Here is a 13871-nt window from a genome sequence, read left to right on the forward strand (position 1 = left end):
CGCTCAGTCCTCTCTCGTGATCGGGGCAACCGTCGCCCCGCAAAATGCAACTAAGTCGTCGGGGGCAAGCTCAAGTTGATAGCCACGCTTACCGCCTGAGATAAAAATGGTATCCCAAAGGACGCATGTCTCATCGATCAGCGTCCGAAAGCGTTTTTTCATGCCGACTGGACTGCAGCCGCCCCGGACATACCCCGTCGCGGCAAGCAAGTCCTTGACATGCATCATGGTCAGCGACTTTTCACCAGCGGCGCGCGCTGCGGCCTTTAGGTCAAGCTCGTCGGCAACGGGAATACAGCACACAACGTGTTCGTTGGACGGCGTCACGCAAACCAAGGTCTTAAACCCCTGGCCAGGCTCCTCGCCAAGTTGTTCCAAAATTGCAACGCCTAAACCCACCGACTCATCGCCATCGTCTTCATACGTATGGAGAATATAGGAGATGCCGGCGTTTTCCAGCTCGCGCATCGCATTGGTTTTCGGCGTCTTTGCAGCCTTTGCCATGGCATGTCCCTTCCCTCGCATTCGAACGTAACGCCTAAGTATATGTCCAATTTAGCCGCATACGTCATCTCGACACACAGAAGCGCCGCCGAATCGAAAGGAATCGGTGGCGCTTCTCGTACGACGGCGTCTCTTTACTGGGCGTCGAGTTGTGCCTGACGCTCGCGGTCGCGCTTGAGCAGCGGTGCCAAGAACTTGCCCGTGTAACTCTGCGAACATGCCGCGACCTGCTCCGGCGTACCCGAGACCACGACGGTTCCGCCGCCATTGCCGCCCTCGGGACCCATATCGATCAGGCGGTCGGCAACCTTGATGACATCAAGGTTGTGTTCAATCACCAGCACCGTGTTGCCCGCATCGACCAAGCGCTGCAGCACATCGAGCAGCTGGCGGACGTCCTCAAAATGAAGGCCGGTCGTCGGCTCGTCCAAAATATAGAACGTCTTGCCCGTCTGGCGTCGATGAAGCTCCTTGGCGAGTTTCACACGCTGCGCCTCGCCGCCCGAAAGCGTCGTGGCAGGCTGCCCCAAACTCACATAGCCCAAGCCAACGTCATACAAAGTCTGAAGCTTGCGCTTAATCTGCGGGATATTCCCAAAGAAGGCCAGCGCCTCGGTGACGCTCATGTCAAGCACGTCCGAGATGGTCTTGCCACGGTAGGTGACCTCGAGTGTCTCACGGTTGTAGCGTTTACCGCCGCAAACTTCGCAGGGAACGTAGATATCGGGAAGGAAGTGCATCTCGATCTTGATCTGTCCGTCGCCCTTGCACGCCTCACAGCGCCCGCCACTCACATTAAAGGAGAAACGACCCGGCGAGTAGCCGCGCGCCTTCGACTCCGGCGTACTCGCAAACAGCGCGCGAAGATCATCCCACAGGCCAATATAGGTAGCAGGGTTGGAACGCGGTGTGCGGCCAATCGGCGACTGGTCGATATCGATAACCTTATCGATACACTCGATGCCCTCGATTTTCTTATACAGACCCACAGGGCGCGTCGAACGGTGAATAGCATTCGTAAGGGCAGGCGCAATGGTGTCGGTAACCAGGGAGCTCTTGCCCGATCCCGACACGCCGGTAACAACCGTAAGCGTACCAAACTCGATCTTGGCAGTAACGTTTTTGAGGTTGTTAGCTCGAGCGCCCGTAATTTTAAGGCAGCCGCGACCGGGCTTGCGCCGTTCATCAGGCACCCGGATCATTCGTTTGCCGGTCAGATAAGCGCCCGTCATCGACTCAGGACACGCCATGATATCGGCAGGCGTTCCCGCCGCGACTACGTGTCCGCCGTTGACGCCGGCGCCGGGCCCCATGTCGATCACGTAGTCGGCGGCACGGATTGTGTCCTCGTCGTGTTCGACGACGATGACGGTATTGCCGATATCGCGCAGGCGCTCAAGGGTCTTGATCAGGCGCTCGTTATCGCGCTGATGAAGGCCGATCGATGGCTCGTCCAAAATGTATAGGACACCCATGAGGCCGGCGCCGATCTGCGTTGCCAGGCGAATACGCTGCGCCTCGCCACCAGAAAGCGTCGCCGAGGCACGATCGAGCGTCAGATAGTCGAGTCCAACATCGACCAGAAAACGCAAGCGCTCCAGGATTTCCTTGACGATGCGCCCGCCGATAAACTGTTGGCGCTCGGTGAGCTCCAGGCCCTCAAAAAACTCGAGCGACTCACGGCACGACAGGCAACAAACCTCGTAAATGGACTTGCCGCCCACGGTGACGGCGAGCATCTCAGGGCGCAAACGAGCGCCGTGGCAGCTCGAGCACGGTTCCTCGCGAATGTACTTCTCCAAGCGCGCCTTGGTGTTCTCGTTCGTCGTCTCGGTATAGCGTTCGTACAGGATGTTGCGAACGCCCGAAAACTTGGTATCCCACTGGCTACGACGTCCGTCGAGCTTTTGGTAGTCAACCGAGATCTTCGTATCGCCCAGGCCATCCAAGAATGCACGACGCACGCGAGGGGGCAAGTCCTCCCACGGCGTATCGGCGCTTACCTTAAAGTGTTTACAGACCGCAGCAAAAATCTGCGGGTAGTAGTTCGAATTGCCAAACAGGCTACCAAAGACTCCGTCGGCAATGGACTTCGAGGGGTCCTCGATCAGCGCCTCGGCATCAACAGTTTTCTTAAAGCCCAGGCCGTCGCACTCAGGACATGCGCCATAGGGAGCGTTAAACGAAAAATCACGCGGCTGAAGATCGTCAATGGAGTGTCCATGCTCCGGGCACGCCAAGGCCAACGAATACTCCAGCAGCTCGCCCTCGGTCCCCTCGGGAGCATCACGATCGGGCAGCATGTACACATTTACATTGCCGTGAGCCAGCGCGGTCGCCTGCTCAACAGACTCGGCGATACGGCCCAGAGAGTTCTCACGGATCACGATGCGATCGACCACGACCTCGATATCGTGCTTGAACTTCTTGTCCAGATCGATTGGATCGTCGAGCGAGCGCACTTCACCGTCAACACGCACGCGGCTAAAGCCCTCGGCGCGAAGGTCCTCAAACAGTTTGGTGTACTCGCCTTTTCGCCCGCGCACCACCGGTGCCAGCACAAACGCGCGGCGACCCTCCCCCGCCGCCAAGACCTTGTCGGCAACCTGGTCGGTCGTCTGGCGCTCAATGACGCGGCCGCATTCGGGACAGTGCGGGGTGCCCACACGGGCGAACAGCAGGCGCAGATAGTCATAAATCTCGGTTACGGTGCCAACCGTCGAGCGAGGGTTTTTAGACGTCGTCTTTTGGTCGATCGACACCGCCGGCGAAAGGCCGTCGATTGAATCCAAGTCGGGTTTGTCCATTTGGCCCAAGAACTGGCGCGCATAGCTCGAAAGGCTCTCGACGTATCGACGCTGGCCCTCGGCATAGATAGTGTCGAATGCCAGCGAGCTCTTGCCCGAGCCAGAAAGACCGGTAATGACCACGAGTTGGTCACGCGGAATGGAAACATCGATATCACGGAGGTTGTGCTCACGAGCGCCGCGAATAACGATAGAAGAATCAGACATGGAAGCTCCTTGCCTCCTATTGCATCGAATCATACTGCCGATGAGTTTAGCGCACTCGACGCGCACAGATGTTCGTAATACAAGATTCGCAGACCTTTAGCTTTGCGTATCGGGCGCTTTGTTTCTCGAAATGCCGTGGAAAGGTTACAGTAATCAAATACTGAACTTAATTTGCTGTAACAGAGGAACGTCCATGACCGAAGATATCCCCCTTGAAATCACTTCGAGCGACATGGCCAATCTGCCCATATTCATCGCCGTCCTTATCGTGGCCACCGTCGTCGTGCGCGTGTATTTTTCAATCAAACACAATGAAAAGCCGCCCATTGCCCGCGTCTTTTGGTGCGCGACGCTCCTCATCCCGCTCGGCATGGTAGCTGCATGGATTACGAATCAATTGCTCGTAAATGAGGACAGTTCCCTATGGGTCCTTTCTTATTCGGCGCTCGGTGCTGCCGCCGTCATACTTCTTGTCGAGCCCTTGGTTTCGGGACTTATCGACCAAACCGATCTTGCGACGGGAACGGTTGCCTGTATTTGCCGTGACATCCTTGTCATCGCCGCTGTTTCAGCGCTCTCGTTCGTTTCACTCGAAATTTCCTGCAACGAAACGTTCTATCGCATTCCCGCCAACTCATTCGGATTTTCCGTCGGGCTGCTCGCGACGGTTCTGCTCTCCCTTTATTTGCTGGGACAGCGTCATGGAGGCGTCATGGTCCTCGTGCCCGTCGTCTGTTGCATCCTTGGCATTGCCGAGCACTTCGTCATAACGTTTAAAGGCGAGGCCATCCTGCCAAGCGATATCTTGGCCCTTGGCACCGCAATGGAAGTGAGCGAGGGATACGAGTTTACCTTTACCGCCGGAATCGTAACCTCTCTAGCCCTGCTAGAGATTTCCCTGGGGCTTCTTTCGCTTATCCGACCGAGAAAGCTCCGTACGCCCACCCATGTCTTCCCCGCAATCGCCGCTAACCTCTGCGCTTTTCTGCTAGTGACCGTTGTGGGGCTCTCGGGCTTTTCCAGCATCGACTTGGAGCAGGCGCTGAATTTTGGATTTGACCGTTGGCAGCCCATCACCACGTATGCGTCTCAGGGTTTTATCACTTCGTTCACCGAAATGGTCAACGAGTTGCCCATTGAGAAGCCCGAAGACTATACGCCCGATGAGGCGCAGAGCATCGAGCAGGAGCTCGCCGCCACCTACGACAGCACGTATGGCTCGAGCGAGCAGCGCGCGGCGGCCGTTGCCCAGTTCAATGAAATCAAGCCGACGATTGTTGCCGTCATGAACGAGAGTTTTAGCGACCTTTCGTGCTTTGAGCAGCTCCAGGCGGCCGGGTACACCGGCCCCGCATTCTACAACTCGCTTCCCGACACACTTGTTCGCGGCACCATGCTCGCTTCGGTCGCCGGTGGCGGAACGGCGAACTCCGAATTCGAATTTTTGACCGGAGCGACAACGGCCTTTGTCGGATTAGGCAAAATCCCCTATCAGCTGTATCAGATGAATGGCGTCAACAGCCTGGCAAAGGACCTTAAAGAGCTTGGGTATACCGCTACCGCTATGCACCCGCAAAACCCCGTCAACTACCATCGAGATAAAATCTATCAGCAGCTGGGCTTTGGAGACTTTCTTTCAATCGGCGATTTCGAAGGTGCGCCCTGCTACCATGCCGGCGTATGCGACTACGCCACCTACGACAAGATACTCGACCTGCTTAGAACCGACGAAGCCCCGCAGTTCATCTTTGACGTCACGATGCAAAATCACGGCGGCTACGACTATGGCACCGTTCCCGCCGAGGAGCTGACAAACTATTGGGTCGAGGGAGCCAGCGAGGGCGCCAATAGCGCGCTCAACACCTATCTTACCTGCATCAACGCATCCGACCGGGACCTCGAGTACTTTATCAACGAGCTCCGCAATATCGGCAGACCGGTTGTTCTTGTCTTTTTTGGCGACCATCAGCCGAGCGCCGCAACGACTCTCAACGACGAGCTGTACCCTCAGGAAGATACGGCAAGCCACGCTTTCCGTATCTATCAGTCGACCTATTTCGTCTGGGCTAACTATGAAATCGCCGGCAATACCGAGCTCAACGTCTACGACACCGTCGGGGCAAACGAGATTGCAGCCATTACCCTTAATAAGATCGGCTTCCCGCTCACCGACTATCAAAAGGCTCTGCTTGCAACAAGGTCAGATGTGCCCACCATCAATGTCGCCGGCTATCTTGGTGCCGACGGGCTGCGCTACGACTTGGAATCTGAAGACAGCCCATACGCCTCGACGATCGACAAGCTGCAGCGCATCCAATACCTCGAGTTCGCCAGCAAAGTTCAGTAAACCCGCTCATTCGCTTGGGCCCATCGCATTGCAAGCACGCTCGGCCCAAATGCATCACAAATGACTCCCGCTCGCAAACGAGGGTACAATGACGCTCGTGTCACATCACGGGGCCCCGGCCCCAACATATACAAAGGAGTCATACATGGGTTGCGAGCACGCACAGGCCGCCGGCGGACAAACGTCGCCGTCGCAATTTGAGGAGAACACGCTGTCCGAGGTCAAACGCGTCATCGCCGTGCTTTCCGGCAAGGGCGGTGTCGGCAAGTCGTTTGTCACCGGTGCCATCGCCACCGAGCTTGCCCGTCACGGCCACAAGGTCGGCGTCCTCGATGCCGACATCACCGGTCCCTCTATCCCCAAGATGTTCGGTATGAGCGGACGCCACGTCCATGCCCTTGGCAACCTTATGCTGCCCGAAATCTCCGAGCACGGCGTCAAGGTCATGAGCTCCAACCTGCTGCTCCAAAACGAGACCGACCCCGTCCTTTGGCGCGGTCCGGTCATCGCAGGCGCCATTAGGCAGTTCTGGAGCGAGACCTCGTGGGGCCCCATCGACTACCTGCTGGTCGACATGCCTCCGGGAACAGGCGACGTCGCGCTCACCGTCTTCCAGTCACTGCCCGTCGACGGCATCGTCATCGTCACGAGCCCGCAGGATCTGGTCTCGATGATCGTCGCCAAGGCGGTTAACATGGCCGAGAAGATGAACGTCCCCATTCTGGGCATTGTCGAGAACATGAGCTATATTGAGTGCCCCGACTGCGGCAAGAAGATCGAGGTCTTTGGCAAGAGCAAGCTCCCCGAGGTCGCAGAGCGCTATAACCTCGACATCTTGGGCACGATTCCCATTAATCCGGCACTCGCCGAGGCCTGCGATAAGGGCGAGGTCGAGACCGCGCTGCCCGACGGCATGTTGCCCCAGGCCGTCTCTGCCGTCGAGGCCATTGCCCCGCACGAGACCGACGAGGCCTAAGTGAACACGAGCGCCTTCTATGACGTCCTGGTAATCGGCGGCGGGGCTTCAGGCCTCGCCGCCGCCATTACGGCCGCACGCGCTAGCAAAAGCGTCTGCATCGTTGAGCGCGATGTCGCCTGCGGCCTTAAGCTCCTTGCGACCGGCAACGGTCGCTGCAACCTCTCCAACGAATCGATTGATCCACAGCGGTATAACCACCCCGCATTCGTCGAATCCGTCATGGGCCCCCAGCCCGAACAAGAGCTTATGGGTTTCTTCTCCTCGCTGGGCATCATGACAACCTCCGAGGAAGGCCGGCTGTACCCGCGCTCCCTTCGCGCCGAATCGGTACGCGACGCGCTTCTCAACGTTTGCGACCGCCTAGGTATCACCTTAATCTGCGGGGCCAACGTTGCCTCGGCGCACAAAGCTTCCGAAGGCTGGGCACTCCAAATAAACCGTCCAGCGCGGGCGCTCAAGGCAAAAAAGCACGACGACCGAAAATCGGAGCTCCGCTCGCTTCGGAAGGCACTCGCCGATGTCCCTCGCAAGAACGAGGCCCTGGAGGCGCGCGCCGTAATTATCGCCACGGGTGGCAACCCCACCGGTATCGCCGATACGTTTAGCCTCCCCCTCACTTCGCTGCGCCCCATCCTCTGCCCCGTATCGGCAACGGTCGTCGGTGATCGGGCGGCACTCAAGACGTTGGATGGCCTGCGCGTCCGCGCCCGCTTGACGCTCACCCGAAACCATAGGGAGCTCTGGCACGAAGACGGTGAAGTACTGTTTCGAACCTTCGGTATCTCGGGCGTCGCTGTCTTCAACCTCTCCCGTCGTATCCAGCGCGGCGATACGATCCTGCTCGACGTTTTCCCCGACCTCTCTAAAGACGAGTTGCTCGATATGCTTAACCGGCGCATTGAGCTGCTCGGCGGCTTTTCGCCCCGCGATCCCCGTTGGCTCGACGGCATGCTCGCCCCGCAACTCTCCCGCGTCGTCTGCACAGCGTTCGAGCAGTGCCATCCAGGCTCCAACGATGTCGTCCACCTGGTCTCGATCCTCAAGCACTTTAAGTTGCTCGTCGAGGGAACAGCCGAGGAGCGCTCGGCGCAGGTCACGCGTGGTGGCGTATCTGTCGAGAGCATCTCAACACCCAGTCTACACGCGTGCAGCGTTGTCGACGCCCCGCTTTACGTCTGCGGCGAAGCGCTCGACATCGACGCCGATTGCGGAGGCTTTAACCTTGCGTGGGCCTGGATCTCGGGCATTCGCGCTGCAAGCAGCCTGTAGCCGCACAGTCTATAATCAAAAACGCATTCGGGCCGTCTGGGATACCGGACGGCCTCTTTCTTGCCCCTAAGGAGACCTCGATGATCGAAATCACCCAAGTCAACGCGTCACTCGATGAAGCCGGCGATGAAAATGCCTGCCTCATTGTTGGCAAGCGATTCGCCAAGCGCGTCCTGCGTTGCAAGGACTCCGAGATCAAGTCCATCGAGCTCCACCGCAAGTCAATCGACGCTCGCAAAAAACGAGACGTCCATTTTATCCTGAGCTTTCGTGTTGAGCTGACTAGTCCCCACCTCGAGCGAGAAGCGGTCGACAGCGTTGCCGAGCGTGACCGCTCGCGCGTACGCGCGATAGAAGACGATGAGCCTTCATTCCCCTCCCCCGTTTCCAGCGCACCCAAAGAGCGCCCCGTCGTCGTCGGTGCCGGATGCGCCGGCCTTTTCGCCGCACTCACCCTTGCCGAAGCGGGTCTGAAGCCCTTGCTCATCGAGCGCGGCGACCCGGCATTTCGCCGCTCGCATTCGATCGACCTCTTTCTAAAGGAGCGTATCCTCGACCCCGAGAGCAATATCCAGTTTGGTCTGGGCGGCGCGGGGACCTTCTCGGACGGCAAGCTCAATACGGGAACAAAAAATCCCGCCCATCGCCTCATCCTCGAAACCTTCGTCGAGGCGGGTGCGCCCCGCGATATTCTGTGGGATGCCAAGCCGCACATTGGCTCCGACATCCTTCCCACGGTTGTTACCGCTATATCCCAGCGCATCGAGCAACTCGGAGGTGTCGTCCGTTATCGAACAAAACTCGTCGACATTCGCATCGACGCGTCTGGCGCCATCACCGGTATTGATGTCCAATCATCCCAAGACGCCGCTTACGAGCCAATTGAGACAAAGCACCTCATCCTCGCCTGCGGGCATTCTGCTCGCGATATTTTTGAACTCCTTAAGGACCACGACGTGGCCCTCGCACAAAAGACCTTTGCCATGGGCGTTCGCATCGAGCATCCGCAGCGCGACATCGACCGAGCCCAATATGGAGCCTCGGCGGGACATCCTGCCCTCGGAGCAGCCCCCTACAAACTCGTCGCTCATCTTCCCAACGGCCGCAGCGTGTTCTCGTTTTGCATGTGCCCCGGCGGGCAGGTTGTCGCCGCCTCTTCCGAGCAGGGCCACCTGTGCGTCAACGGCGCCAGCCTCAATGCCCGCGACGGCCGTAACGCAAATGCCGCCCTGCTCGTTAACGTCACGCCTGAGGACCTTCCCGACGATGACCCGCTCGCCGGCATCGAGCTCCAGCGCGCCTGCGAGGCGGCCGCCTATCGCCTGGGCGGTTCCAACTGGAACGCACCGGCACAACTCGTCGGAGATTTCCTCGCAGGACGCGCCAGCAAGGCGCCCGGAAAGGTAAAGCCCACCTATCCGCTCGGTGTGACCTGGACGGCAATTGACGAAGCCCTGCCGCAGCATATCGTCGAGTCGCTCCGCCTGGGACTTCCCCTACTCGGAAAAAAGCTACGGGGCTACGACCGCCCCGATGCCGTTCTTACCGGCGTGGAGACTCGTTCGAGCTCACCGGTCACTGTCACCCGAGACCGAACGTGCCATGCCGTGTCGACCCCGGGCCTCTACCCTTGTGGTGAGGGAGCTGGATATGCCGGAGGCATCATGAGCGCGGCCACCGACGGTATCCGTTGTGCCGAAGCCCTGATCGCAGACCTCTAGCGAACGAATTCCAGCGCGCAAAAGACACAGGCCCCGAGCTCCACAGGGAACTCGGGGCCTGTTCGCTATTTCTTAAACCGTGCACCCTGGCGTTTTCTACCCGATGCGAACGTGGAACCCTTGCGGGCCTGCGAACGTAAGCGCTCGATCGTCTCGTCCTCAGACGCACCCTCGAGCATCGCCCGAATCTGAACGACAGCATCACGCAGGCGCGCCGCCTCCTCAAAGTCCATGGCGGCAGAAGCGTTACGCATATCCTCTTCCATGGTTTCGACGATCCGCACAAGCTCGTCATGCGGTAGTTCTTCCAGCTGCTCCGCAAGTGTCTGCTCGGTCGCCGCCGTTTCCGGCACACCGCCCTCGCCCGACTCATCGGGCGTATAGAATGCGCCATGGCCAAGAGAGTCGCCCTTCGAGCGTCCCTTGGAGCCCACAGTTTTTTCGGCCTCGGCAATAAAACTTGAGATGTCGTTGATGGCCTTGCGCACTGTCTTGGGCACAATGCCATGTTCTTCGTTATATGCCATCTGAATCTCGCGACGACGCTGCGTCTCCTCGATGGCCGCTTTCATCGAATCGGTCACAACATCTGCATACATGATGACTTCGCCATCGGCGTTACGGGCCGCACGGCCAATCGTCTGAATCAGCGAACGACGGTTGCGCAAGAAGCCTTCCTTATCGGCATCGAGAATTGCCACCAGTGAGACCTCGGGAAGATCCAAGCCCTCGCGAAGCAGGTTGATGCCAACGAGAACATCGATCTTGCCCTCGCGCAGCGTTCGCAGGATCTCGACACGGTCCATTGTCGCCGTATCAGAGTGCATGTAATTGACCTTAATGCCCGCATCAAGTAGATGGTCGGTCAGGTCCTCGGCCATGCGCTTGGTCAACGTGGTCACCAGCACGCGCTCCTTGCGGGCAACGCGCTCGCGAATCTCGTCCTCAAGATCGTCAATCTGACCGCGAACGGGACGCACGTCGATCTTGGGATCGAGCAGGCCGGTCGGACGAATAATCTGCTCCACGTCGTTTTGGCTCACCCGCAGCTCGTAGTCGCCCGGCGTTGCCGAAACATAGATGAACTGGGGGATTCTCGCCTCAAACTCATCGAAGCGAAGCGGACGATTGTCGAGCGCCGAGGGCAGGCGAAAACCATGTTCAACAAGCGTAACTTTGCGCGATCGGTCGCCTTCGTGCATGCCGCGAATCTGTGGCACCGTCACGTGGCTCTCGTCTATGATGCAGAGCATGTCCTTGGGGAAGTAGTCAATCAAGGTAAACGGCGGTTCGCCCGGCTTACGCCCGTCCAGATGACGCGAGTAGTTCTCGATGCCGTTGCAAAAGCCCATCGTCTCGAGCATCTCGAGGTCATAATCGGTCCGTTGCTGTAGACGTTGCGCCTCGAGCAACTTGTCGGTCGCCTTGAGCTCCGCGACGCGCTTCTCGCACTCTTCACTGATTGACTTCAAGGCCGCCTTGACCTTGGGCTTCTCGGTCACATAGTGCGATGCCGGCCACACGGGAATAGCCTCATACTCACGAAGCATCTCACCGGTAACCTCATCGATTTCGGCGATAAGCTCGACCTCATCGCCAAAGAACTCAAATCGCAACGGATGCTCGGCATAGGGCGGATACACATCGACAACATCACCGCGCACGCGGAAGGTGCCATGCGCCAAGTCATAGTCGTTCCGGTCGTACTGAATGTCGATGAGCGCATGGATAAAGTCATCGCGCTCGAGCGGTACTTTCTTGTCGACATTCGGCGCCAGCCCCGCATAGTCCTCAGGAGAGCCGATGCCATAGATGCAGGACACCGAAGCAACGACGATCACATCGCGTCGAGAAAGCAACGAGGCGGTCGCCTGATGTCGAAGCATCTCGACTTCTTCGTTAATCGAAGCATCCTTCTCGATATACGTATCGCTTTGCGGCACATATGCCTCGGGCTGATAGTAGTCGTAGTACGAGACGAAGTAGACCACGGCGTTGTTGGGAAAGAATTCTTTGAGCTCGCTCGCAAGCTGGGCGGCGAGGGTTTTGTTGGGGGCCATGACCAGCGTTGGCTTACCGAGAGCTTCGATGGTCTTGGCCATGGTAAAGGTCTTGCCCGAGCCGGTCACGCCAAGCAAAACCTGATAGCGGTCTCCGTCCCTCACACCCTGCACAAGCGACTCAATGGCCTTAGGCTGTGAACCTGCAGGCTCATAGGGAGACACGACCTCAAACGGTACCTCAGAGCCCTCAACGCCAAAACGTTTGAGCTCTCCGCCAACACGCTCAACTTCAAAATCCGCCATGGATACTCCTAACTCATACATCTGCAGTATACGCAGGCGGCAGGCATAGTCCTATACGAACCGGTCGGGATAGAGGGTCTTATAGCGAACCCAGGCATTATTGACACGAATCAAATAGGCTTGCGTCTCGGGAAAGGCAATCGCGTTATGGAGCGATGTGTTTTGCTGCGCCCACCCATCGACATTGCCCATTCCGGCATTGTAAGCAGCAATAGCGCTATCCGTCGAACCATTGAAATATGTCAACAGGTATGAGAGGTACGCGCACCCAAATTCGATATTCGAAGCGGGGTCATTCAGGTTATCGGCAGAATACTCATCCCCGTCGACAAGGCCCTTAGCGATCATATCCTGAGCGGTTTCGGGCATAAGTTGCATGAGACCTTGGGCGCCCTGATTTGATTCCGCCTCGGGATCCCAGTTTGATTCCGACTTGATGACGGCACACACCAGATACGGATCGAGATTATGCGAAATACTGGACTGCTTTACATACGCTTCATAGTCAATCGGATAGAACGGTTTAAAGAAAGCGGCGGGAGCACACGAGTAAACGAGCGAGATAAGGCCAAAGACGAAAACGACAACCAGCGGCACAAGGCGATACCACGTAAAGAAACGCGTCTTAGGCATCTGTCGTCTCCTTATCCATAGCATCCATAAGGCCATGGCGAGCAAGCCACGCGTCCAGTTGTTCAAAGAGCGAGCTGTCGCCCGCTGCGTTATCAATCACGGTCGTGGCGAGACTGCAAAGCGAAGACTCATCGGGTTGGCAAGCACAGCGAGCATCAAAATCGGATGGCTCCATACCACGGTGAATAGCGCGTTCGCGACGGACCGCTAAAGGAGCGCTAACAACCATAATTTCATCCGCAAGGCCAAAGGCGTCCTCAAAGCCAGTCGGAGCAGATACTTCGACCGCCGCAAAGGGATAGCGGGGGGACGAAACCGTACAGCAAGCAGGATCGAGAATCCTCAGCGAAAGCTGCTCAATGAGAGCGGGGTGAACAATACTATTGAGCCTTGCAACCGTATCGGGAGAAACAAAAGCTCGAGAAGCGAGAACGTTACGTCGAACACCGCCATCCTCGTCCAAAATATCCCAGCCAAACTCTTCAGCAAGAGCATTGACGATATCCGACCCCGGTACGTACAGCGATTTGGCAAGAACATCTAAATCGATAAGCAGGGCTCCGCGAGATTCCAGAAAGCGGCAGGCAGTCGATTTACCCGAAGCAATATTGCCCAAAACGAAAACGGTAAACATCAAGCTCTCCCTAACGTCAATGCGAGTAATTATCGCGCAAATACAAAGCGACGGTTCAAAAAACAGCCAAACAGTAAGAGAGTCAAAGGAAGAGTCCGTTCACAAGGCACAGCTTATATATAGCGCAAAAAAGGGGGAGGCCGCGAGGCCTCCCCCTTCTCGATTCTCGATGACGGCTCGGTGCCGTCCACCGGTCAGCGGCGCCCTGGCCTCCCACGGGCTGGCCCCGCAGTACTCTCGGCGCGATGGGGCTTAGCTTCCGGGTTCGGAACGGGACCGGGCGTGCCCCCCATGCTCTGGCCGCTGACCGGTGGGCGGCGCCCACCGTATCTTCGGTGTCCGGGTGTCTCATCCACGTGCCCTGGGGGCCGCATGGCGCATAGGGGAGGTGACTCGGGGGCATCCTCGTGCCCGGACCGCGCAAGCGCTGGGTCCCGCGGGCCGCGAGGTGCGGTTCCGGAAGA

At 58.0% G+C, this 13871-nt stretch carries 9 protein-coding genes and 1 rRNA gene; 4 read left to right on the forward strand and 6 right to left on the reverse strand.

Annotated features, from left to right (window positions below):
* Nucleotides 1–3 precede the first annotated feature (3 nt).
* Both ybaK and uvrA read right to left on the reverse strand, forming a co-directional pair.
* Nucleotides 4–504: a Cys-tRNA(Pro) deacylase gene (gene ybaK / locus ACTM86_RS05025; protein ID WP_427718664.1), complete on the reverse strand. Its 501-nt coding sequence runs from the start codon at nucleotides 502–504 to the stop codon at nucleotides 4–6.
* Between the two features lie 134 nt (nucleotides 505–638).
* Nucleotides 639–3518: an excinuclease ABC subunit UvrA gene (gene uvrA, locus ACTM86_RS05030; RefSeq protein WP_441015877.1), complete on the reverse strand. Its 2880-nt coding sequence runs from the start codon at nucleotides 3516–3518 to the stop codon at nucleotides 639–641.
* 193 nt (nucleotides 3519–3711) lie between these two features.
* On the opposite strand from uvrA, the gene ACTM86_RS05035 reads away from it, so the two are divergent.
* The 4 genes from ACTM86_RS05035 (at nucleotide 3712) to ACTM86_RS05050 (ending at nucleotide 9834) form a co-directional block, all read left to right on the forward strand.
* Nucleotides 3712–5865: an LTA synthase family protein gene (locus tag ACTM86_RS05035; protein ID WP_441015880.1), complete on the forward strand. Its 2154-nt coding sequence runs from the start codon at nucleotides 3712–3714 to the stop codon at nucleotides 5863–5865.
* 145 nt (nucleotides 5866–6010) lie between these two features.
* Nucleotides 6011–6841 (forward strand): Mrp/NBP35 family ATP-binding protein, encoded by an 831-nt coding sequence (locus tag ACTM86_RS05040; protein WP_427794829.1) that lies wholly within the window; start codon nucleotides 6011–6013, stop codon nucleotides 6839–6841.
* Nucleotides 6842–8113, forward strand: a complete 1272-nt coding sequence (locus tag ACTM86_RS05045) for an NAD(P)/FAD-dependent oxidoreductase (protein ID WP_441015883.1) — start codon at nucleotides 6842–6844, stop codon at nucleotides 8111–8113.
* An 80-nt stretch (nucleotides 8114–8193) separates the two neighbouring features.
* Nucleotides 8194–9834, forward strand: a complete 1641-nt coding sequence (locus tag ACTM86_RS05050) for an NAD(P)/FAD-dependent oxidoreductase (RefSeq protein WP_441015886.1) — start codon at nucleotides 8194–8196, stop codon at nucleotides 9832–9834.
* Nucleotides 9835–9899: 65 nt separating this feature from the next.
* On the opposite strand, the gene uvrB is transcribed toward ACTM86_RS05050, so the two are convergent.
* The 4 genes from uvrB to rrf form a co-directional block, all read right to left on the reverse strand.
* Nucleotides 9900–12140, reverse strand: coding sequence for an excinuclease ABC subunit UvrB (uvrB, locus tag ACTM86_RS05055; protein WP_441015889.1), 2241 nt, complete (start codon nucleotides 12138–12140; stop codon nucleotides 9900–9902).
* Between the two features lie 51 nt (nucleotides 12141–12191).
* Nucleotides 12192–12773: a lytic transglycosylase domain-containing protein gene (locus ACTM86_RS05060; protein ID WP_427795966.1), complete on the reverse strand. Its 582-nt coding sequence runs from the start codon at nucleotides 12771–12773 to the stop codon at nucleotides 12192–12194.
* On the reverse strand, nucleotides 12766–13407 hold the full coding sequence (coaE, locus tag ACTM86_RS05065; RefSeq protein ID WP_154517538.1) for a dephospho-CoA kinase: 642 nt from the start codon (nucleotides 13405–13407) through the stop codon (nucleotides 12766–12768). The genes ACTM86_RS05060 and coaE overlap by 8 nt, the downstream gene beginning before the upstream one ends.
* 192 nt (nucleotides 13408–13599) lie before the next feature.
* Nucleotides 13600–13715, reverse strand: a 5S ribosomal RNA gene (gene rrf / locus ACTM86_RS05070).
* Between the last annotated feature and the right edge of the window lie 156 nt (nucleotides 13716–13871).

The sequence above is a fragment of the Collinsella sp. HCP3S3_E11 genome, from assembly GCF_052067375.1.
Taxonomy (GTDB): domain Bacteria; phylum Actinomycetota; class Coriobacteriia; order Coriobacteriales; family Coriobacteriaceae; genus Collinsella.